Below are 22631 nucleotides of genomic sequence, written 5' to 3' on the forward strand. Positions count from 1 at the left end.
AAATTAGGTGTCTAATAAATATCAGGGCAGCTATGAGAAGGCATTCTCCGATAAGAGGGTACTGATTACGGGTGGTTTGGGATTTATCGGCAGTAATCTCGCCCGACGCTTAATTGAACTTGGGGCTGATGTGCTCCTGGTAGATTCGCTGATCCCCGATTATGGCGGCAATCTCTTTAATATCGCTGGGATAGAACAGTTTGTTAAGGTAAACATCGCCGATGTGCGTGACAGAAACGGTATGAATTACCTGGTGCGTGGGCATGATTACCTTTTCAACCTAGCTGGCCAGGTGAGCCACATAGACAGTATGCTGGATCCCCACACGGATCTGGAGATAAATTGCCGCAGTCAACTCTCCATCCTGGAGGCCTGCCGAAGGAACAATCCCGCTGTCAAAATAGTCTTCGCCAGCACGCGCCAGATCTACGGCGTCCCCGACTACTTACCCATAGATGAAAAGCATCTCCTCCATCCTACAGATGTCAATGGCATCAACAAGATGGCCGGGGAATGGTATCATATCCTTTATAATAACATCTACGGAATCCGCTCCTGCGCCCTGCGGCTCACTAACACCTATGGCCCTCGCATGCTAATGAAACACAATCGTCAAGGATTCATAGCCTGGTTCATTCGACTGGCCATAGATGGAGAAGAGATCCATCTCTATGGCGATGGCCAACAGCGGCGTGACTGTAACTACGTTGATGATGTCGTGGAAGCCTTCCTTTTAGCCGCTGCCAAAGACGAGGCCAATGGTCAGGTCTTCAACCTGGGCAGTGGCGAACCTGTCAGCCTTCTTGAATTTGTGCATTTGCTACATGAGCTATGTGGGCGGGGTTCCTACAAGCTCACTCCTTTTCCCCCTGAAAAGAAAAGGATCGATATCGGTGACTACTACGCAGACTACAGCAAAATCAAGAATACTTTAGGCTGGCAACCTTATACACCTTTACGGGAGGGATTACGCCGCACTCTGGACTTCTACAAAACTAACAAGGAGCACTATTGGTCCAACAACTGATCCCTTTCGGTGACCTACGGCGGCAATATGCAGCAATACATTCAGAGATTCAAGGCGCTCTCGAAGGCGTCCTCGAGCGTGGTTGGTTTATTCTGGGCGAGCAGGTAACCGCCTTTGAAGAGGAATGGGCCGCCTACTGTGGCACGAAATATGCCATCGGTGTTGGCTCTGGAACAGAAGCACTGCATCTGGCCCTACTCGCCTGCAGGGTAGGACCTGGTGATGAGGTGATCACCGTACCAAACACTGCTGTTCCAACTGTATCAGCCATATCATTCGCCGGGGCCAGGCCAGTCTTTGTTGACATCGACCCTCGAAGCTACACGATGGATCTCTCATTGCTCCCAGCCTGCATCGGACCACGAACTAAGGCGATCATACCCGTGCATCTATTCGGTCAAGCGGCCGATATGGATCCCATAATGGCCGTAGCCAGAGAGTACAATCTTAAAGTGATCGAAGATGCCTGTCAGGCCCATGGGGCAGAGTATAAGGGCAAACGTGTGGGGTCCATCGGGGATGTGAACTGTTTCAGCTTCTATCCAAGCAAAAATCTGGGCGCCTATGGGGATGGTGGAGCGGTAGTAACGAACGATGCCGAACTGGCCGAAAAATTGCGTTTGCTGCGGAACTATGGACAGGAAAAACGCTACTATCACGCTATCAAGGGCTTTAACAGTCGGCTCGATGAGATGCAAGCAGCTATTCTGAGGGTAAAACTGGCCAAGCTTGATAAGTGGAATGAGCGCCGACGCGAACTGGCTAATCTTTACGAAGATATGCTCACCGATACTGATATCATCTGTCCTAGCGAGATGCCCTACACCAGGCACGTCTATCACCTGTACGTGATCCGCAGCCCAGCTAGAGATTATTTGCAAAAACACCTACTCCAGTGCGGTATCGGTACAGCCATACATTATCCTCTGCCGGTTCATCTGCAGCCGGCCTACGCTGACCTTGGGCTCGGGCTCAAATCCTTTCCCATCGCTGAACAATACGCCACTCAGATACTCTCGCTGCCCATGTATCCAGAGCTGAAGGAAGAGGAGGTGGCCCAGGTTGCCCAAGCGATTGGAAGCTTCTCGGCGAAATAGGCTCTCCCTTACTACAGACATAGAGGTTAGCACCCAATGAAAGGGGACAACTTCTTTGTGGTAATCCCCGCTTTCAACGAAGGGGAAAGGATCAGGCCGGTCTTAGCCGAAACAAAAAAACATGCTCCAAACATCATCGTTGTTGACGATGGCTCAAGCGATGAGACCTATAAGGCAGCGCAAGAGTGCGGGGTTATCACTCTGCGACATGAGGTCAATCTAGGCAAGGGAGCTGCCCTCAAAACTGGCTGTGAGGCCGCCTTCTCCCTGGGGGCCAGGGCCATCATTCTCATGGACTCTGATGGCCAGCACAGGCCCGCAGAGATCCCCAATTTTGTTAGCACCTTGAAAGATAGAGGGGTTGGCCTAGTCTTAGGTTCACGTGTTATAGGCCCAGGCATGCCCCTAATACGGGCTTGGGGCAATAAGATCGATCTATTTCTACTTAACCTTCTCTTTGGTGCCCGCGTCACAGATCCCCTCTGCGGTTTTCGGGCCCTTACCGCGCAGGCCTATGAAAAAATCAGGTGGCGGTCCACAGGATATGCCGTGGAAACAGAGATGATCGTCCGTGCCAGACTGGCCCGCTTACCCTTTGTGGAAATACCTGTGGAGACCGTGTATATCGACAAATACAAAGGGGTCACCATCCTTGATGCCTACAGAATTCTCTTGGAACTCATAAAATGGAGATTTTTAGGATGATTACCGGAATTCAAATCGTCGCCGTCGTTTTCAGCTTTCTAATGCTTTATATTACCTTTCTTCACTTCAAGCGCCGGGAACTTACTACTAGGGAGACACTGTTTTTCGGACTTCTTTGGGTAGGAGCCATTTTCCTGACTATTTTCCCTAAGAGCGTGGATTTCCTTTTGAAAACGTTTCGCATATTGCGCCTTATGGACCTAGCCACCATAGTGGGCTTTATGGTCCTAATCGCTCTTTCCTTTCACAATTTCCTTACCATTCGTAAACTTGAGGAAAAAATAGAAAAGCTGGTGCGCTATAATGCCTTGAACAAGATAGACAAGCCAGAAGGCGATGAAAAACTATCCTAAAATCTCGGTTGTCACCCCATCGTTCAACCAGGCCGCTTTCATTGAACGAACGATTAAGAGCATTTTGAGGCAAAATTATCCAGATCTTGAGTACATCATTATGGATGGTGGTTCAACCGATGGAACTGTGGAGATCCTGAAGAAATACGAGGACAAAATTATCTGGAAATCCGAGAAGGATAGAGGACAAGCCCACGCCATCAATAAGGGGTTAGCCCTGGCCACCGGGGATATCCTGGCTTATCTTAATTCAGACGATGCTTATGAGGACAAAACCCTTCTTAAAATAGCCGAGTTCTTCCAAAGGCACCCTGAAACCAAATGGATCTATGGAAAGTGTCGCATCGTTGACGAAAGCTCTAGAGAGATTCGTCATTGGATTACCGCCTATAAGAATTTCTTTCTCACCAGATATAATTACGGTGCCCTTTTGGTTTTGAACTTCCTTTCCCAACCGGCCGTTTTTTGGCGGCGACAAATCCTGGATGAATGCGGCTTTTTTGACGAAAGGGAATATTATGTAATGGATTACGAATACTGGCTCAGGATCGGCCAAAAATATAAACCGGGTGTCATCAATGATTATCTAGCCTCATATCGGATCCATCCCTCAGCCAAGAGCACGTCATCCTTTGGCAAACACTATTCCCAAGAAATTGAGGTGGCCAAAAGGTACACCCAAAACCCAGTCCTCATTCTCCTACATCACCTTAACTTTTTCAGTATTCTTTTTACTTATAATCTTCTTAAGGTTCTGAGAGGTAGTTGACCATGACACAGCCACGTGAGGGCGAGACAAGACCTGAGTCCTACAAACTGGAGCTATGCGGCCTGTCCAGATATCTTCCTCTAGTAGAGATAGAGAAGGACATCTGGGTCTATAGCTTCGTCATGCTGGGCGATACAGAACTGGTGGAGACGACCGCCGGCGCTTTAGCCAAAAGGCTGGCTGGCTATGAACCTGATTACCTTGTATCAGTTGAGGTTAAGGCTATTCCCCTTGTTCAGGTTCTTTCCGCACTCCTGAGCCGCCTGCATTGCCGTCCCATACCCTACATCGTCTGTCGCAAAAGCATCAAGGGCTATATGAAGGACTACCTGTTGGTGGAGGGCACGAAGTCGATTACTACGCGGGAGCAGCAGATGCTAGTCCTGGACGGTCCTGATGTGGCCAAAATACGGGGGAAGAAGGTGATAGTGATTGATGACGTTGTCTCTACTGGCGGTACCCTTGAAAGTGTAAAGACCCTGTTGCACCAGGCTGGTGCAGAGATCATCGCTATTGCCGCCGTTCTCCAGGAGGGGCGCACCTACCAAGGTGAGGGTCTGATTTACCTGGCTTACCTACCATTGCCAAACGAGCAGGAGTGATTATTATGGGAGACCGTTTGGCGCTCAGTAGGCTTAAACAGACTGGCCTGACCGATGAATGACCGCTTGAGAGCTAGCCCGATCCCCAATCAAAGGACCAGGCACACCCCAGCCTCTACTCCTCGATGACGAACTCAAAGACAAGGAACGAAACAACCAAAAAGATCACGTCGAAAGCGATGAGTAGATTCAACCAGGAGGCGAAGTCGCTCCAGGGCTTATCCTCCAGGATGAATCCTGTAGACTTCACCGCCGCCACAATGACGGGCATCACCACCGGAAAGAGCAAAATCGGCAGCATAACTTCCCGCGTTCTCGTATTGACCGCCATAGCCGAGAAGAGGGTGCCTACCGAAGCGAAGCCAACTGTTCCCAGAAAGATGACGAGCAGAAGGCGCGGCATCAAAATGGGCAGGTTGAAGAAGACAGAGAAGAAGGGCAAGGTGATCGCCTCTACAACAAACATAAAGGTGATATTTCCCAACATCTTGCCCAGGTAGACTGCACTTCTGTCTACCGGACAAAGCATCAACCCCTCCAGGCAGCCCTTATCCTTCTCCAAGACGAAGGCCCGATTAAGTCCCAGAACACCAGCAAAGGTAAATGCTACCCAAAGAACACCTGGGGCAATAGCCAGCACATTCTCCACCCTCAACTCAAAGGCGAAGTTGAAGATGATGACCACCAGCAGTGCGAAAATGAACATCGCGCTGAAAAGCTCCTTTGTCCGTAGTTCAGAAATTATGTCCTTAACCAGAATGGCTATGACCTTCCCCACAAAGCCGTTCAAGGCATCGTTCCTACGTAGGTTTGATACAGCACTCGAAAATTGTCTGTGCTCAGCGCCTCTTTTCGCTCGTCGTGTACAACCCTACCCTCACTGAGAATCAGGGTGCGACTACAAATAGACAGCCCTAGATCAAGGTCATGAGTGGTCATCAGAATGGTACATCCCTCTTGATGCATCTGCTCTAATATCTCTCTTAGTATTTGCAAGGCTTGTTCATCTAGTCCCGTATCGGGCTCATCGAGAAGCATGACCTGGGGTCGGTGCAGGATGGCCCGAGCGAGGGAAAGCCTTTGCTGCATACCTCGTGAGAGGGTGCGCACCCGGTCGCTGCGGCGATGTTTAAGACCAACCAGATGAATGACCTCATCAATCCTCCTGGCCAATCCCTGCACATCGTACATCTTGCCATAGAAGCGGAGATTTTCTTCGGCTGTTAGGTCATCATAGAGGAAGGTTTGATGAGAGACAACCCCGATACACCGTCTTACCTTGACCGGATCTTGGCGAATATCCCAGCCAAGAAGGGATACTTGGCCAGAAGTTGGTTTACTGAGCGTGGATAACACCTTGATCAAAGTCGTCTTGCCGGCCCCATTCGGCCCAAAAAGACAGACAAACCCACCCCGCAGTATAGCCAGGTTGACACCCCTTAGAGCCAGGGTTCGACCAAACGACTTCGTGAGTGACTCCGCATAGATGGCCCATTCGGTAGAGGACACGTCTTCACGCTCCACAGCGTCGTTTACGCCTCCCGCTGCAACTGAGCCATCACATCCAACAATTCCTGCTTCTTCGCTGCTCGCAGCGACAAGTATTGTTCTTTTCCTATTCGGCCTTCCTCATATTGATCATCGAGCTCAGCGATCTCTTCTAAGAGACCCTGCTTTCGCAGTTCCCCTTCGGCTGATAGACCCCGCTTCTTTGCAGGAGCCAGGCCGGTCGGAAGACCTTTCCTGTTGAGACGGAAGAGGACGATAGCTAGACTCAGTATGCCGAGAAGTAGAATGGGAATGCCCCACGTTAGTGCTTCACCAGTACCCGTGGGAGTAGAGACCTGCTGCGGCAGGCCTGAGAGGTTTATGGTGATCTCGCTATTTCGGGCAATCTTTTGCCCGGAAAGGTGAAGGAACTTCTTGCCTGCGCTCTCAATCGCCGGCTGTGAGACAAGCTGATCACTCCGCACATAGAAGCCAGCATCAGCCAGGAAAACATTCAGATTTTCGATGGCGTACTTTGACAGCCAATGGAGCAGGTACTGTGGTCCGTCGTAGGTGAGGTCATAACGAAAGATGACCGCCGAGATTCCAGGTGGCAGAGCACCCGTCTCGACAAAACCACGTTCGCTCCTTATCAAATCTCCATCCAGCAGCCCTTGCTCGATGGTCGGGTTGTTCGCCCCAACGGGCAGGTAGAAGGTCAAGGTTCCCTTCCTTCCTTCTGTCAATAACGCCTGAGAACCAATATATGACCTATCAGAGCTGTTCTGAAACTGCCAGACTTCAGAGACCAATAGAGCCCTTCGCGCCGCATCAACATCCAGGAAAATATGCAAGCGAGGCACTGAGACTACAGCATCGTTGTCAGTAGGCTCATAAATGGCTATCTGTAAAGACTTTTCTGTCTCATTCTGGCCGAAAGTGAGGGGTTCACTGCTATAGGTGACGCCTCGATAAGGCGTGGAGACGACGTAAACATACTCAGATCCGGTAGACAGTCCAGTAAAAACGAAGTTGCCCTCAGGGTCACTCCTGATTACCCTTTTGTCCTTCTCAGCGAAGTCAACGAAGATGTGGAGAGTAACCTCTTGATTGCTGGGGACATCTCCACCGCTCGTCTTATTGCTTATTTTGCCTTTGATCGTACCATCAGCGGCCAGGGCTGGGTGAACAACAGCGAAGAGTAGGGCGAAAAATATGGCCATAGTAGCCAGCCTTGAGCGGATAAAGGTCACTTTAACCAAGTTTTGCCCCACATTTGGAACAATAGCGATCAGTTGGTTCATACATCGTGCCGCACTGGGGACAGCGTAAGACGAGGGAGGCACCACATACAGAGCAGAAATCATCCTGCGGATCACTTGGCGCTCCACAGCGGGGACACGCTTGCCCCCGAGCCACACCCGATTCCTTGGCTCTCAGCTGTCGTTTTCTCCGACGCAGAGCAGTAACTTCTTGTTCGATCTGCTCGGCCATTGCACCCCGTTTCGCTCCCTGTGCTTGATCTATCTCTCTCAGAAGAGCCACGGCCTTGCGTTTATATCGCTCCAATAAATCCCTGTAGTCGTCTTCCGACAGACCACCGGCCTGACGATCGAACTCCAATTCCTTAATGGCTGCATAAGTAGCATCTCGTCTGGCTAGCAGATTCTCTAGATCCTTGTCCATCGCTGGTTCTTCAGCAACCATTGCAACGCGCCCCCTGAACAAAGGGTAGGCCACATAACCCAAGGCCAGAAGGACCAGTATAAAACCGATGCCTATCCCCATATCCCCGACTCCTTCTCAGAACTGATCCAGCTCTTTCTGCAACCGCTCTTCGTATTCGTCCTTCTCTCTTTCATCAATGGATGACTCCAGAACGGGGCTGGGCCTGTCCTTCCTCACCCATACTCGCACCAACAAATAGAGAGCTAATCCACCGCCCAAGATAGCCATAAAGGGCGTGGCCCAAGCCGTGAGGTTAAAGCCTGTCTTCGTTGGTGCGGCCAGCGCCTTCTCACCATAGCGCTCCATGAAACTCTGAATGATTTGCCCCGGGGTCTGCCCTTGTCCCAGCTTTGTCTGTATCTCTTCGCGGAACTGTTGGGCCGTACTGCAATCACAAGTGCTGAGCACCATAGTGCAGCCACATTGACACATCAGCTGCCTGGCTATCTCATCAACCCTTTGGTCAGCCCAAGCCGTGCTAACAGTCAAGAGGGAGAGTAACACCGCTAACAGGATAGACACTATTCCCTTTATCATCACTTATCCTTCCCATATTCAATGGCCAGCCTCCTCCTTTCACGGGCGTCTGGCCAAACGGCCACGACCGTTCCCAGCAATAACACGCCGCCGCCGATCCAAATCCAAACGACCAATGGATTTACTAACACTTTGAACGTCGCTGTACCAGACTTGGCATCCCAGCCGGCTAAAATAATATATAAGTCCTCAAGAGGGGTAGTTCTAATGGCCACCTCAGTGACAGGGTTCTCATGCCCCTTGTGATAATATTTTTCCGAGGTTAGCGTGTCGATCTTCTTATCGCCACTATATACCTCTACAGTACCGGCAATGACCTGTTTGCTTGGCGTGGAATATTCGGAAAGCCCCATATACTTGAGTGTATAGTCTTTGATGGCCAGGGTATCCCCAACGGCTAAAGTAGCCTCCTTCTCAACAGGATAAAATGACGATGCTGTTATCCCTATAGCGATGAGGACGATGCCCAAATGGACAATATATCCTCCATAGCGCGGCTTATTGCTCCAAATAAGATTGACGATAACCTTAAAAGGATTCTCCCTGGTATTCCTGTACCGAACACTTACAGCCCGACAAAAATCAAATAATATCGTGCTAACGACAAAGCCACAGGCAGTGAAGCCACCCAGAGCATAAGGTTCCCTCACACCCATGGCCCACAGGATTATGCCTAAGATGACGGCCATTATTATTGGTACCAGAAAGTTGCGCAGGAGATTTTCAACCGAAGCCTTGCGCCAACCAATAAGAGTACAAATGCCCATCAGAGCAATCAATAGACCGAATATCGGCCCGTTCACCTGATTGAAATAGGGAGCGCTGACGGTGATCTTGACCCCTCGGACGGCCTCAGAGATGAGTGGGAAGATAGTCCCCCAGAAAGTGGCGAAGGCTGCCCCGAGCAGGATGAGATTATTTAGCAAGAAGCCGCTTTCCCTTGAGAGCATTGAATCCAGCTCATTCTCTCCCTTAAGGAGAGGCAAACGCTTTAATAAAAGCCCAAGCGAGCCCAGGAGGATAGCTGCGATCAGGGTAAGAAATGGTGGGCCAAGGGAGGTCTCCCCAAAGGCGTGCACAGAGGAAAGGATCCCACTGCGCGTAAGGAAGGTACCAAAGAGCACAAGGGTAAAGGTGATGATGATCAGTACTACATTCCAAACTTTAAGCATGCCCCGACGCTGTTGGATCATTACTGAATGTAGATAGGCCGTCCCCGTAAGCCAAGGCATCAAGGAGGCGTTCTCCACAGGGTCCCAGCCCCAGTAGCCGCCCCAGCCCAATTCGACATAAGCCCATTGCGCTCCAAGCAGATTGCCCAGCCCCAGGAAGAACCAGGCGATCAGCGTCCATCGTCGCGTGCTTCTAATCCACTCATCACTTAGCTGCCCGGAGACCAGCGCCGCCAGGCAAAAGGCGAAGGGTACAGTGAAGCCAACATAGCCCAGGTAGAGTGTTGGTGGATGGAAGAACATCCCCGGGTTCTCCAACAAAGGATTCAACCCCTGACCATCAGCTGGAGGTGAGACGAGACGCACAAAGGGATTGGAGGCAAAGACCAGGAGGCCGAGGAAAAAGGCCTGTATGCCCATCATCACCGCCGCAACATAGGGGATGATCTTGCGGTTGCGCTTACGGTTCTGCACCAGCACGATGGCGGCGAAGATGGAGAGAACCCAAGCCCATAGTAGCAGAGAACCCTCCTGTCCAGCCCAGAAGGCGGAAATAGTATACCAGATAGACATATCCCGACTGGTATATTCGGCGACATATCTCACCCCAAAATCGTGGCTGATGAGCAGGTATATCAGAGAAACAGCCGCTACAGTAGTAAGCCCCCACACGGCCAAAACACCATTATAGGAGCTCTCCAGCATCTCTACCAAGCCACGCCGCACCCCCAACGCTGAGGCCACCATCGTATAAAGAGCAATAATAAAGGCCGCTACCAGGGCTAGCTGTCCAACATCAGTCATCTCACCTTCCCCTAAATATAGTTCTTAAACTGATCGCTTCACCTTCCGTCCACAACTTGGACAGAATCTAGCATCCTTGCGTAGTGGGGCGCCACAGTTCGAACAATAGCCTGAGGCTGATTCGATCCGCCTGCCACCGCGCCGCGTTGTTCTTGGACTGGTGATAGGAACGGTCCTTCGCGAACGTATGGCTGAATAGCCAAAGAAGAGCAAGATAACCACGGCCGCGGCGAGGAGAAGGATCAGGACTATTGTATATCCACTCGTGTCCTGAGGGCCACTTGGGGCGGATTTCTGCACCGATGGCTGGAGGTCCGTCTTTGTATACGTCATCTTAAAGGACAACAATTGTCCTGGTACGATGTTAGAGAAGTCATATTGATAATACTTGAATCCCTGCTTATCCACAAAGGACTTACTGGAGACCGGCGATATGACAAAATTCGTCGCCTTCAGGGGCTGTTGCACCTCAATCACCAGGCTCTCAATCGAATACGGTGGTGAGAATGTGTACTGCATCGTCTTGTTCGGTGATCCTTCCAGGGGATTGTAATAATACTCAAAGTGAAAATCAGGCAGGGGCAGATCATAGCCGAGCTCCAGGAAGTCTCCCTTTTGGATGAGAGAATGAGGCTGGGGGCGATGCTCGCCGTTCGAAGTGACAGCGCAGGTAGAGCCGATCTCCGCTCCATTCGGCACAAGGAAGGCTACCTTCGCTGGCAGGGCTGCGTCAGCCAGTCTCCCGCTATAAATGACTAACACCCGTGGGTCATCGTATTCGGGCCAAATGGAGACCCTCAACTCCTTGAGGCGCAAAGAGGTAGGTCCCTCAGCTCTGGCCATCGGCATCTGCAAGGAGAGAAGAGAAACCAGGAGAGCGACGAGCAGGAAAACTAACCTGAGGTGCTTCACTTTGAAGGCAGCGGAAGACCGCCTATCCGTATCTTTAGGACGATCGTCGTTCATATTCCATCTTCCAAAGAGGATCCAATCATTCGTGCTAGACACCTATTCTAGCGAAAGTGGACAAGGAAGGCAACTACACTCAGTTTTTGCGCCAACGGATCGTTACCAGGATAATAATTTACTGGAGGATCGAAGATTCTTTGAATTGGTTGAGAAGAGCCGGTATTCCTTATAAAAGAGGTTGGACAAAAAGCCGAGGAGGAATACCGGCCATGGATATATCATACAAGGGGATCTATGTCTTGAACAAGGAAGAGGCGAGAAACCCCATGAGAACTGCCGGAACAAGCCTCAAGACTGAGATCTACGGGCAGCCCCTAACGGAACGGTAAGGCAGGCTGTGTCCAGCAGTTTTCCGCATCCCAAACAAGGCTCCGCCTATCCCGTAAGGCTATCTCTACTTTAACTGTGGTTATCCCGGCACACTCCAGGTATCTTCTCACCGTCCTCAAGGCCAGGCGTGGTGAGTTGTTGACCGCACTGAGATGGGCTAGCCACAGCCATTGCGGGCGATCCGAGGCACATTGGACTATGCACTCAGCTGCTTGTTGATTGGAGAGATGTCCCCTCTGTCCAAGAATGCGCCCCTTAAGGAAATCCGGGTAGGGACCGTTTATCAGACGATCAGGATCATGATTAGCCTCTAGGATGACCAGGTCAGCCGCCCGCACGTAATCGCGCAGGTAAGATGGAACATAGCCGAGATCAGTAGCCAAACAAACCCTCCACCGCTCATATTCAAACGAGTACCCAACGGGATCATGCCCGTCATGAGGTAACCCGAAGGAAGTTATGCGCAGCTCACCGATTTTCATAACACTATCTGTTGCCAGTACATCCGTCTGTGCTTTTATCAGGTTGAGCGCGGCAAGCGTTCGCTCGTTGGCTATCACCGGCACGCTGTAACGCCGCGAGAGAGCGCTCACAGCTGAGACGTGATCGCTGTGTTCATGGGTCAGAAGAATAGCTGTCAAGCCTCGATGTATGCCTGCTGAACCAGTGCCCTGAGACACAAAATTCAACGGATGCTCTAGCTCCTCCGCAAGGGCCCTGACGGAGCAACCGGCATCTATAAGTACCCGTGTATCACCAGCCTCAACGAGAAATGCATTCCCTGAACTTCCACTGGCCAGGGATACGACTCGTAAGCCCAATAGCCTTAATCCTCTTCTCCAGTCTATAACTGATTAATAACGCCTTTGGACTCCAGGTCACGAAGGAAACGGAGGTCGCTCTCGTTCAGCTCTGCCCTGGCTAACAGGTCTGGCCGGCGCTCGAGGGTGCGTCGGAGAGATTGTTCTCGCCGCCATCTGGCGATAGCGGCGTGGTTACCTGACAGCAGAACCTCCGGAACAGCCCAGCCACGAAATACAGCTGGCCTGGTATAGTGTGGGTACTCTAATAACCCCTGACTGTGCGACTCTTCAAGGATGGAAGGTGGCGCTCCCAGCACACCAGGTAGAAGACGCACAACCGCATCAACCAGGACCATCGCTGGGATCTCTCCCCCACTCAAAACATAGTCGCCTATGGAGATCTCATCAGTGGCAAGATGTTCCCGCACCCGCTCGTCCACCCCCTCATAGCGGCCACAGATGAGAATGAGCCACTCTTTGCCTGCCAGCTCCTGAGCAAGACGTTGCTTGAACAGCCTGCCCTGCGGAGTCAAGAGGATTATCTCCGCTGGAGCAACATCAGGAGTGGGTACCAGTAAAGATTCCACCGCCGCAAAGATGGGTTCAGGCTTCATCACCATGCCCGATCCTCCACCGAAGGGGTAATCATCAGTGGCACGGTGTTTATCGGTAGCAAAGTCACGAATATCGGTAATATTTATCGAGACCAGTCCTTTCTCCACAGCACGCTTAACTATGCTTTCGCTGAAAGGACCAGCGAACATCGAGGGAAAAAGGGTAAGGATATCAAAACGCATTTCGCATCACCGAGGGTAGTCTCCTCCCGGCATTATATCACCACCTCAGCCTGATAAACAATCCCTGGTGCTTTTATGCTATAGTATAGACCTGACAGGCGAAATTTTTCTGTTCAAAGGAGGGGATTGTCTTGACTAGCCGACCAAAATGGGAATCAAAGGCGCTGAGACCGGAGATGGCGGGGAAATTACAGTATCATATCCGTTGTAGCCCTGAAGATGTAGCTAAGTATGTCTTACTGCCCGGAGATCCAGACCGCGTGAAACTGATCGCCCAAATCTGGGACGAATGGAGGGAGGTATCCAGTCACCGAGAGCACGTGACCTACAGTGGCAAGGTAAGCGGTATCCCTATCACAGCCTGCTCGACAGGCGTAGGAGGGCCTTCTGCAGCTAACGCCCTCGAAGAACTGGCTGAGCTCGGGGCAGATACCTTCATCCGCGTGGGAACAACTGGTGCTTTATGGGAGCATATCAACTGCGGGGACCTGATCATCACCAGCGGGGCAGTGAGGTATGATGGCACCAGCCCCTACTATGTCGACCTCGCCTACCCCGCTTGCGCTAACTATGAGGTCATCGCCGCCCTGGTGGAGGCCGCCGAGAGACTGGGACATCCCTATCACGTAGGCATTTCGGCCTCGACGGCCTCCTTTTTCTGTGGGCAGGCACGTCCCGGCTTCAAGGATTACTGGCAGAGCTGGATGGAGCCTAAGATCACTGACCTCCGGGCAGCGAAGGTGCTAAACTTCGAGATGGAAGCGGGGACTATCCTCACCTTAAGCAACCTATTTGACCTCAGGGCTGGTGCCGTCTGTGCCGTGGTAGCCAATCGCATCACTGATAAGCTGGCCTACGTCGGCGTGGATCGTTGCATCGCGGTAGCTGTGGAAGCAGTTAAAATCCTACACGAATGGGATCAGAAAAAGGCTGCTCTGGGTAAGCAGAGATGGTATCCTTCTCTGACAGCCACATATGGGTAATCGTCCCTGGAAAGCCCCAGGAGACGAGCCCTACAGAATAGATTGCCTGCGCTATCTGATCTTTGATAGCGCAGGCAGTCTATACCTGTCATCGCCGTTATTTCTTGGTTGATTTCTTGGTCGTCTTACATGCCCGCTTCGTCATCTTCTTCGCTGGCTTCTTGTCGGCCACCTTCAATCACCTCCTTGACCCATTATTTGCAATCGCCTGCCTATGCGGACGGGCTAGCTTGCCGTTCACGTATCACCCTCTCATAAATCTCTTTCGTACGCCTGGCGATCTCCATCCAACCATAATCTCGCACAACTACTTCATAGGCCCGCTGGGCACGCATGGCTGCCCAGTCTGGACTCAGCAACGTATGCAAGATGCCCCAAGTCAAAGAATCTACGTTATCCGGGTGAACGAGTATTCCAGTCTCATTGTGCACGATCACCTCAGCTAGACCACCTACTCCAGCAGCAACGACGGGTGTCTTTGCCGCCATCGCTTCCAGAGCCACGATACCGAAAGGCTCGTAGAGACTGGGAAGGACGGCAACATCAGCCACTTTGAACAGACGGTCTCGTACCTCGTCTGATACAAAACCGGTAAAGTAAATCTTCTGATCCACCCCGAGCTCCATAGCTCGCTGGCGCAAGCTATCCATAGAGTCGCCCGTCCCCACCACCACAAATTTTGCCCATGGGAAGCTGTCCAGGACCCGCGGCACAGACTCGACGAGGAGATGAACACCCTTCTCGTATACCAGGCGTCCTACATAGAGAACTATCTTCTCATCTGCCATGGCGTAGCCAGCGCGAAAGTCTCTGAGGTCTTTCCCCTCCAGCCTATCAAAACGCGTCGGATCTACCCCATTGGGAATTAGATCGATCTTGTCCAGGGGCGTTTGGAAGATTCGCCCAACCTCATCCACCATATGTCTGCTGCAACAGATCACTCGCCAGGACTCATAAGTGAGCCACCACTCCACGTTATGGATAGCTCGCTGTAATTCCCCACTCAGGTTACCACGACTGCGCCCATATTCGGTAGCATGAATAGTGCTGATCAAGGGAAGTCCATAGGCATGCTTTAAGGAGAAGGCCGCATGTGCTACCAGCCAATCATGAGCATGAAGTAAGTCGAACTTATCCTCACCCTCGACCAATTTCCGCCCTCTATCCGCCAGATTCAGATTTACCCGCATAGCCCCGCTGAAGAAGTCGGACATGTCAGCCGAGAGGGAAGCCACACGATAGAGATTAGTAGGAACACCCTTGCCTTCAGTATAATCTATGGGATGAAGCTCCACGATGGGTTCCTCACCCAAGGCACTAACCCAACGTGGTGTCAATAAATAGACCTCAACGCCCTGTTTGGCCAGGGCTGGTACAAGCTCCATAACATGCTTACCCAGACCACCAACGTTATATGGTGGATATTCCCAAGATAACATCAGAACCTTCACAACTACCCTCAACAGCTCTTTGGGCTAAGCCAGGGCCAATTAAATTATTTGAGGCTCTTAAGAACCTCACCCCCGAACCCACTCTCCCCTCAAAGGAACAACGGACGGCAACGCTGTCATTCCGATTTGAGGATCACTCTGCCCGGGTATCGCCCTGACTCGATACCGTAGATGTAGAACAAGGGATGACGACTTCTCCCCATCTTATCAAATGCGATTGCACCGGTTACACCTTGATAAGCGCCAATGTTGTGTAGGCTGGCCACGACTCGCTCTCTGTTCAGATTTCCATCCTCATGTAGGGCTAGAGCTATCGCCTGTAAAAGGATATTGGTGGCATCATAGGCCAGGGCGGCCACACCCAGCGGTTTCAGCTGGGCATAATCCTGAAAATTTCGTGTGAACCCTCCTGTCTTCTCTACCCCCCAAAGATCGACTACACCACGGGATAAATACAAGGTACCATCAACCGCCGCTTCACCGATCTTAACAAAGTCCGCTGTATCACAGTCACTACCGACCAGGAAAACTACCTTGGGTAAGACATTTTTCAGTTCGACCGCTAGTGCCGCTGCCTGCTGAAAGGAGCCGCTGAAAAAGACCCCCTCCACCTTCGCCTGTGCCATTTGTTCCAGGAGAGGAGCGAAATTGCGTGGCCGTCCAGGCACCTGGCCCTGGACGACGATAGCCATCCGTCCGGTCGCCACAGTAGCGAGGGTATGGGCTGCCTCAACATAGCCCGGCGATTGTTCCCAGATAATAGCCAGACGTTTTAGGCCGTATTTATTGATCAACAATCCCACAGCTTTGTCTGCCCGTAGACGATCATCAGCTACCATTTGAAACACCTCAGGATAGCCATATTCGGTAAGACCGCTAGCCGTTGCCCCTATGGTTATAAGAGCCAGTCCCGCCTGATGATAGTCTCCGACGGCCGCCAAGGCTGAATCGCTGCTCAGGTGCCCCACGACACCCATTATAACCGGATCGACTATCATCTCTTTGGCCTGGTAAGCAGCCACCTTGGGGTCATTCTCATCATCAACGGACACCAGCTCAATTCGATACCCCTCAACACCACCCCTTTGATTCCATTCTCCAATAGCTAGCTTCATGGCCATAAGGGCGTTGGGGGCGGTACTAACGTCATATCCATAAAAGGGCAAAACTGAGCCTACCTTGATGATGCCCTTCCATCCATCCTGCTGCGGTAGGGCCGCAATGCCCAGACCCCCGATCAGTACAACAAGCAACAAGATGCCTTCCACTTTTCCCGAGGATATATTCACTCTACGAATGTCCCTTAATTTAACCTAAGGTATTTCCCCTTCCTTATTATCATTATTTACACAGAAGGGAAGGTCTTATCCCATAACGAAAAGGCCCTCTTGGTAATAGCCAAAAGGACCTTGCCTTCCAGAGGCACGGCGTGGGTGAGCTCACCGTCCAAGAATCATTGGCACGCCGCGGCCGCTCGAGTTGACATCTTTACAGCCGTGAAGACAGCTGAATCAGACACGATGACAGGCAACCCAGTGCAACTCACCTGTCTCCCGGAACTCCGGCTCTACCTCGCGGCAAACCTCTATAGCCACCGGACACCTTGTATGAAATCGACAGCCGCTGGGCGGGTTGACTGGACTCGGCACATCGCCAGTGAGTATTATTCGTTCCCGTCTCGCCTCCACAGCAGGATCCGGTATGGGCACAGCGGAGAGCAATGCCTTTGTATAAGGATGGAGGGGATTTTCGTAGAGCTCGGCGCGATTGGCCAATTCCACGATCTTACCCACATACATCACAGCCACACGGTCACTGATATGGCGGACAACACTCAAGTCGTGGGCGATGAAGAGGTAAGTAAGGTCGAACTCTTTCTGCAAATCCTCGAGTAGATTGATAATCTGGGCCTGGATAGACACGTCCAGGGCACTGATCGGTTCATCGCAGACAATAAAGATCGGTTGGACAGCTAAGGCGCGGGCGATACCAATGCGCTGTCGTTGTCCACCGCTGAACTCGTGGGGATAGCGATTGATAAAGTAGGGGTTTAACCCTACGATACGGAGTAATTCTTGCACTCGCTCCTGCTTTGCCTTACCTCGCGCCAAGTTGTGGATTTCCAATGGTTCGCCGATGATATCACCCACGGTCATGCGCGGATTCAGGGAAGCGTAAGGGTCCTGAAAAATCATTTGCATCCTTCGTCGCATCCGTCGCAGGCTCTCCCCGTCCATTTTAGTCAAATCCCGTCCCTCAAAATAGACGGAGCCACCAGTTGGACGGTATAATTGCAGAATTACCCTACCTGTGGTAGTCTTCCCACAACCACTCTCTCCAACCAGACCCAGAGTCTCACCTCGCCTGATGAAAAAGTTGAGTCCATCTACGGCCTTGACCGCTCCGACCCGACGCTGAAAGATGATCCCCTGGGTCAGGGGGAAATGCATCTTTAGGTCCTTTACCTCAACAAGAATGTTATTCAAGCTCATTTAAGCCTTCCCCTCTCGGACATTCACCCAACACGCTACCTCGTGTCTGCCGTTAAGAGAACGCAAACTCGGTACCTCTTCCGAGCAAATCTCCCTCATATATACACAGCGTGGTGCGAAGGAACAGCCAGGGGGTATATTGATCAGATCAGGAGGAAATCCATCTATCGGCACCAGCTTGGCTTTGCGGGCTTCATCCAACCTGGGAATTGACTTCAGGAGGCCGAGGGTATAGGGGTGGGAGGGATTGCTGTAGAGATCAGCCACAGGCGCCGATTCAACGATATGGCCAGCATACATCACTATCATCTTATCGCACAGACCAGCTACTACCCCTAAATCGTGGGTGATCCAGATGATAGCCATGCCGAATTCCTGCCGTAACTTCTTCACCAGATCGATGATCTGAGCCTGGATGGTGACGTCCAGAGCCGTAGTTGGCTCGTCAGCAATGAGTAACTTGGGATTACAGGATAGAGCCATTGCAATCATAACCCGCTGGCGCATGCCCCCGCTGAACTGATGGGGATAATCATTTATTCTGTCCGCCGCTGATGGTATGCCCACCAACTGCAAGAGCTCAACGGTGCGCTTTCTGGCTTGCTCATGCGTCATCTTCAAGTGTAGCTCAAGGCTTTCACTGATCTGACGACCAATAGTCAAGACCGGATTCAGCGAAGTCATCGGATCCTGGAAAACCATAGCGATCTTGTTACCCCTAATTTTACGCATCTCATCTTCGTCCAGTTCCAGGAGATCCTGTCCATCGAAGATAACCCGACCATCCACAATTTTGCCCGGAGGTTGGGGCACAAGACGCATAATAGAGAGAGCAGTGACGGATTTCCCACAACCGCTCTCGCCCACAATGCCCAAGGCTTCTCCCGGCATTATCTCAAAAGAAACACCATCTACCGCCTTTACCACCCCATCCTGGGTGAAAAACCTTGTCTTTAACCCACTTACTTGCAACAAAGGCCTCATTTAGATTCTCTCCTCCCTACGACACGTTCTTCACGATCTCCACGCTCTTCAGCGAAATGATCCCCATCGGGGTCCAAACCAACCCCTTCACCCACGGCTTAACTAAAATATAGCTGACATCGTGTGCTATGGGCACCCACGGTGCATCATTAATAATAATCTTTTCTGCCTCTTGATACAACCTCGTACGCTTTTCATTATCCGGCTCAGCCCCGGCCCGCTTTAGAATATCATCTACTTTAGAGTTACTATAATCACTATGATTGCTCCCACTGTCGCTCCGAAAAAGGATATCAAGGAAGTCCTGGGGGTCTGGGTAATCAGCCATCCATCCCAGATAGAACATCTGTAACTTCTTGGCATTTAACTGCTCGAAGAACCCTCTATCGATCTGCTCCACGTTAATTCGCACGCCCAGGTTGCGCTGGTACATCTCGGCAAATCTCCGCCCCAACGCCCCACCCCCCACACCGGTAAACAGGGTAATCTCCGGTAGATTGGCCACCCCTCCATAGGAAGACTCCGTGATGAGCCGTTTAGCTTTCTCTGGGTCAAAATCTAATCCTACCAGATCCTTATTATAACCGGGCATACCCGGTGGCAAGATCCCTTTAGCCTCTATTCGCGTGCTCTTAAAAAGGACGTTGACGATCCTTTTCTTATCCGTAGCATAGTTGAAGGCTTGGCGCACCTTCAGATCATCGAACGGCTTCATTCTCACATTCATGCCCAAGTACATGATGTCCAGCTGAGGGACGATCCTCAGATCCCTGTTTAAGGGATTGCTCTTATCCAAAACCCTTTCAATGTTAGCTGCTCCTACTTCACAGGCATCGAGTTCATCCCGCTCATACATCGTCATCGCCGAGCCACCACCATAATAAAAGCTCACCTCATTCAGGGTCGGTTTGCGACCATAATAGAGATCATTACGGGTCAGAAGGATGATCCCTGCCTGCTTATCCCATCTCTTCAGCTGGAAGGGCCCAGTCCCATTGGGATGACTCGCCCAGTCTGGCCCACTTTCAACGTTCTTCTTATCCACAACATAAGCCGTTGGGTAAGTAAGTTTCGACAGGAAATAGGTCTTAGGAGTATCGATGGTGATCTCCAAGGTATAGGCATCCTTAACCTGAATCCCGCTAACCTCTTTCGCCCTACCAGCCAACCTCTCTTTCGCCCCGACAACATCACCCAGATACTCCTGCGCCACCGCTGATCGGGTTTTAGGGTTCAGAGCTCTCTCTAGACTGTACTTGAAATCGGCCGCTGTTACAGAGGTTCCATCATGAAATTTGCTCCCGCGACGCAGCTCGAAGGTATACACCCGCCCATCAGGGCTGAGGCGATAATCACGGGCTATCTCCGGCACAATCTCCAGATTATCATCTAAGGAGACGAGGCCACTGAATATATGCACTAGATACCGCCATGAGGAAACATCCTGGGAAAGCGCCGGATCGAGGGTTAGAGGCTCGCTACCTTGCAACCTTAAGGTACCAACTGCTCTAGGCTTGGCCTCATCACCAGTCAGCAACGAAGGTTTCGGCCACTTCCCTTCGCCTGGCCAACAGCCTCCTATAATCAAAAAAACGATCAACAGCAGCGTCGCCGCAGCGCCTTCCCTCTTGAACATTGGTACTTATCTCTCGCGCCTACATCTTCATTCGGGGATCAAGCGCATCGCGCAGACCGTCCCCCAAGAAAGTGAAAGACATCATCGTAATAGCGATGGCGATGCCCGGGAAAAGGACCAGATGCGGAGAACCGAAGATGGCCTGGAAGCCATCTTGAACCATAGAGCCCCAACTCGGTGTGGGGGGAGCAACACCAACCCCAATATAGCTCAGAGCTGCCTCAGCAAAGATAGCGCTTGGGATACCAAAGGTCAGGGATACAATTATTGGTCCGAAAGCGTTAGGCAATAAGTGGTGCCAAAGGATACGAGCCTCGCTAGCCCCGATGCAACGCGCTGCCTCGATGAATTCCCTCTCCTTTAACGACAATAATTGGCCACGGACAAGACGGGCCAGATTGACCCAACCCGCTAATCCAATAGCAAAGAAGATCATATAGATGCTGCCCCCAAAGATTGACCGCAGGAGGATGATCAAGAGCAAATCAGGGAAGGCGTACATTATATCAGTAAAGCGCATGAGCAGATTGTCGATCCGACCACCGGCCAGGGCAGCCATCGCTCCCAGCGGTATGCCAATAGACAGGATGACAAACTGGGTGAAGACGCCTACCGTGATCGAGGTCCGCGCTCCGAAGATTAAACGGGTGAGGACATCCCTCCCCAGGTTATCGGTGCCGAGCCAATAGCCTGGACGTGGGGGCTCCAGGACTACATCGTAATGCTGTTTGGCATAGTCATAAGGGGCGATCACATTAGCAAAGATAGCTACTAGTGTCATTATGATGACAATGATGCCCCCGGCCACAGCCATCCGATTGCGAATGAGCCGACGGTAGGCATCACCCCAAAGGGTCGCTCGCCTCCTTATCGTAACACCTGTTTCTACCACTGTGCCAGGCAACCCAATGGACTGCCTCTCCGTAACTATTAAATTACCTCGCTAACTTTATGTATACCTGATGCGGGGGTCAAGAAAACCATAAATGAAATCAACGGCCAGATTCGCCAGAGCGACAATAAAGGAATAGAAAAGGGTAGCACCCAGAATCAGGGCATAATCGCGGGCTCCAATGCCCTGCACGAACATCCGGCCGATGCCCGGCACCGAAAACATCGTCTCGATGATGAAGGAACCGGTGATAAAGTAGGCTGCCAGGGGACCGAGGATGGTAACTACCGGTATCAAAGCGTTCTTGAGGATATGCCCAAACAGAATGGCTTCCTCCATAAGCCCCTTTGCTCGTGCCGTGCGTACGTAATCTTGCCTGATAACCTCCAACATGCTGGCTCGGGTCAAACGGGCCACAAGGGCGGCCGGACCATAACCCAGGGCGATGGCCGGCATAATTATCTGTTCAGGACTGCCCCAACCACTGGTCGGCAGCAGGTGCAGAACTACAGCTAAGACGATGATCAGCACGATGGCCAGGACAAAGTTTGGCGTGCTGGCTCCTGTCGTGGCAAAGACAAGGCAGATGTAGTCTATCCAGGAGTTCTGTCGTAAAGAGGCAGCGATACCAAAAGGCAGGCCTATCCCGATGGCCACCCCCAGGGCAGCCAGCCCCAGCGTGGCTGTTATCGGAAAACCCTCCATTATTATACTAGTCACACTGCGATCCTGGCTGGTGTAGGACACGCCCAGATCGCCGTGTGCTGCATTCCAAACGAAGAACAGATATTGCTCCCAGACAGGTTTATCCAGATTGTAGCGACGATTGAGGTTCTCAATTACTGCCGGGGCCAGGGCCTTCTCCCTATCCCAAGGCCCACCCGGCACAAGGTGCATCAGGATGAAGGTGATCAAAGAAACGGCTATAAGAACGGGGAAAATCCAGAGCACACGGCGGGCAATATACTTCAACATTGTTCTCGTCCGACGACATTACTGTGGTGGCCGGTCC

Annotated in this window: 23 protein-coding genes; 7 read left to right on the forward strand and 16 right to left on the reverse strand. The window is 51.6% G+C overall.

Going from position 1 to position 22631, the window contains the following annotated elements; translation table 11 throughout:
* The first annotated feature begins 7 nt into the window (after positions 1-7).
* The 6 genes from M1136_06605 to M1136_06630 are packed head-to-tail and all read left to right on the forward strand — an operon-like array spanning position 8 to position 4553.
* The gene (locus tag M1136_06605) at positions 8-1027 is read left to right on the forward strand and encodes an NAD-dependent epimerase/dehydratase family protein (protein MCL5075302.1); all 1020 of its coding nucleotides are present in this window, start codon (positions 8-10) and stop codon (positions 1025-1027) included.
* Positions 1024-2124 (forward strand): DegT/DnrJ/EryC1/StrS family aminotransferase, encoded by a 1101-nt coding sequence (locus tag M1136_06610; GenBank protein ID MCL5075303.1) that lies wholly within the window; start codon positions 1024-1026, stop codon positions 2122-2124. The genes M1136_06605 and M1136_06610 overlap by 4 nt, the downstream gene beginning before the upstream one ends.
* 36 nt (positions 2125-2160) lie before the next feature.
* Complete coding sequence (locus tag M1136_06615; GenBank protein MCL5075304.1) at positions 2161-2829, forward strand: glycosyltransferase family 2 protein; 669 nt, start codon at positions 2161-2163, stop codon at positions 2827-2829.
* Positions 2826-3182, forward strand: coding sequence for a DUF2304 domain-containing protein (locus M1136_06620; GenBank protein ID MCL5075305.1), 357 nt, complete (start codon positions 2826-2828; stop codon positions 3180-3182). Before M1136_06615 ends, M1136_06620 begins: the two co-directional genes overlap by 4 nt.
* On the forward strand, positions 3166-3951 hold the full coding sequence (locus tag M1136_06625; protein MCL5075306.1) for a glycosyltransferase: 786 nt from the start codon (positions 3166-3168) through the stop codon (positions 3949-3951). Before M1136_06620 ends, M1136_06625 begins: the two co-directional genes overlap by 17 nt.
* A 2-nt stretch (positions 3952-3953) precedes the next feature.
* Entirely contained in the window at positions 3954-4553 is a 600-nt protein-coding gene (locus M1136_06630) for an adenine phosphoribosyltransferase (GenBank protein MCL5075307.1), read from the forward strand.
* Positions 4554-4668: 115 nt separating this feature from the next.
* On the opposite strand, the gene M1136_06635 is transcribed toward M1136_06630, so the two are convergent.
* From M1136_06635 to trmD, 9 genes are all read right to left on the reverse strand, one after another.
* Positions 4669-5343, reverse strand: coding sequence for a heme exporter protein CcmB (locus M1136_06635; GenBank protein ID MCL5075308.1), 675 nt, complete (start codon positions 5341-5343; stop codon positions 4669-4671).
* Entirely contained in the window at positions 5340-6077 is a 738-nt protein-coding gene (ccmA, locus tag M1136_06640; GenBank protein ID MCL5075309.1) for a heme ABC exporter ATP-binding protein CcmA, read from the reverse strand. Before ccmA ends, M1136_06635 begins: the two co-directional genes overlap by 4 nt.
* An 8-nt stretch (positions 6078-6085) precedes the next feature.
* Complete coding sequence (locus tag M1136_06645; protein MCL5075310.1) at positions 6086-7345, reverse strand: hypothetical protein; 1260 nt, start codon at positions 7343-7345, stop codon at positions 6086-6088.
* Entirely contained in the window at positions 7296-7829 is a 534-nt protein-coding gene (locus tag M1136_06650; GenBank protein MCL5075311.1) for a zinc ribbon domain-containing protein, read from the reverse strand. The genes M1136_06645 and M1136_06650 overlap by 50 nt, the downstream gene beginning before the upstream one ends.
* 15 nt (positions 7830-7844) lie before the next feature.
* Positions 7845-8306, reverse strand: a complete 462-nt coding sequence (locus tag M1136_06655) for a cytochrome c-type biogenesis protein CcmH (protein ID MCL5075312.1) — start codon at positions 8304-8306, stop codon at positions 7845-7847.
* Entirely contained in the window at positions 8306-10282 is a 1977-nt protein-coding gene (locus tag M1136_06660) for a heme lyase CcmF/NrfE family subunit (protein ID MCL5075313.1), read from the reverse strand. The genes M1136_06655 and M1136_06660 overlap by 1 nt, the downstream gene beginning before the upstream one ends.
* Positions 10283-10306: 24 nt before the next feature.
* Positions 10307-11248 (reverse strand): zinc ribbon domain-containing protein, encoded by a 942-nt coding sequence (locus M1136_06665; protein MCL5075314.1) that lies wholly within the window; start codon positions 11246-11248, stop codon positions 10307-10309.
* Positions 11249-11565: 317 nt separating this feature from the next.
* Positions 11566-12402, reverse strand: a complete 837-nt coding sequence (locus tag M1136_06670) for an MBL fold metallo-hydrolase (protein MCL5075315.1) — start codon at positions 12400-12402, stop codon at positions 11566-11568.
* Between the two features lie 23 nt (positions 12403-12425).
* Complete coding sequence (gene trmD, locus M1136_06675; GenBank protein MCL5075316.1) at positions 12426-13181, reverse strand: tRNA (guanosine(37)-N1)-methyltransferase TrmD; 756 nt, start codon at positions 13179-13181, stop codon at positions 12426-12428.
* A 176-nt stretch (positions 13182-13357) separates the two neighbouring features.
* Between trmD and udp the strand changes: the two genes are divergently transcribed.
* Positions 13358-14164 (forward strand): uridine phosphorylase, encoded by an 807-nt coding sequence (udp, locus tag M1136_06680; GenBank protein ID MCL5075317.1) that lies wholly within the window; start codon positions 13358-13360, stop codon positions 14162-14164.
* A gap of 212 nt (positions 14165-14376) precedes the next feature.
* Here udp and M1136_06685 read toward each other — a convergent pair whose 3' ends face one another.
* From M1136_06685 to M1136_06715, 7 genes are all read right to left on the reverse strand, one after another.
* Positions 14377-15615: a glycosyltransferase family 4 protein gene (locus M1136_06685; GenBank protein ID MCL5075318.1), complete on the reverse strand. Its 1239-nt coding sequence runs from the start codon at positions 15613-15615 to the stop codon at positions 14377-14379.
* A gap of 116 nt (positions 15616-15731) precedes the next feature.
* On the reverse strand, positions 15732-16868 hold the full coding sequence (locus M1136_06690; protein ID MCL5075319.1) for a branched-chain amino acid ABC transporter substrate-binding protein: 1137 nt from the start codon (positions 16866-16868) through the stop codon (positions 15732-15734).
* Positions 16869-17126: 258 nt separating this feature from the next.
* A complete protein-coding gene (locus tag M1136_06695) occupies positions 17127-18065 on the reverse strand; it encodes an ATP-binding cassette domain-containing protein (GenBank protein MCL5075320.1) in 939 nt (312 codons plus the stop codon).
* A 42-nt stretch (positions 18066-18107) separates the two neighbouring features.
* On the reverse strand, positions 18108-19091 hold the full coding sequence (locus tag M1136_06700; protein MCL5075321.1) for an ABC transporter ATP-binding protein: 984 nt from the start codon (positions 19089-19091) through the stop codon (positions 18108-18110).
* 16 nt (positions 19092-19107) lie between these two features.
* Complete coding sequence (locus M1136_06705) at positions 19108-20727, reverse strand: peptide ABC transporter substrate-binding protein (GenBank protein ID MCL5075322.1); 1620 nt, start codon at positions 20725-20727, stop codon at positions 19108-19110.
* A gap of 19 nt (positions 20728-20746) precedes the next feature.
* Entirely contained in the window at positions 20747-21631 is an 885-nt protein-coding gene (locus tag M1136_06710; GenBank protein MCL5075323.1) for an ABC transporter permease, read from the reverse strand.
* A 45-nt stretch (positions 21632-21676) separates the two neighbouring features.
* Positions 21677-22594 (reverse strand): ABC transporter permease, encoded by a 918-nt coding sequence (locus tag M1136_06715; GenBank protein ID MCL5075324.1) that lies wholly within the window; start codon positions 22592-22594, stop codon positions 21677-21679.
* Positions 22595-22631: the final 37 nt, after the last annotated feature.

This window comes from Chloroflexota bacterium (assembly GCA_023475225.1).
Taxonomy (GTDB): Bacteria; Chloroflexota; UBA6077; order FW602-bin22; family JAMCVK01; genus JAMCVK01.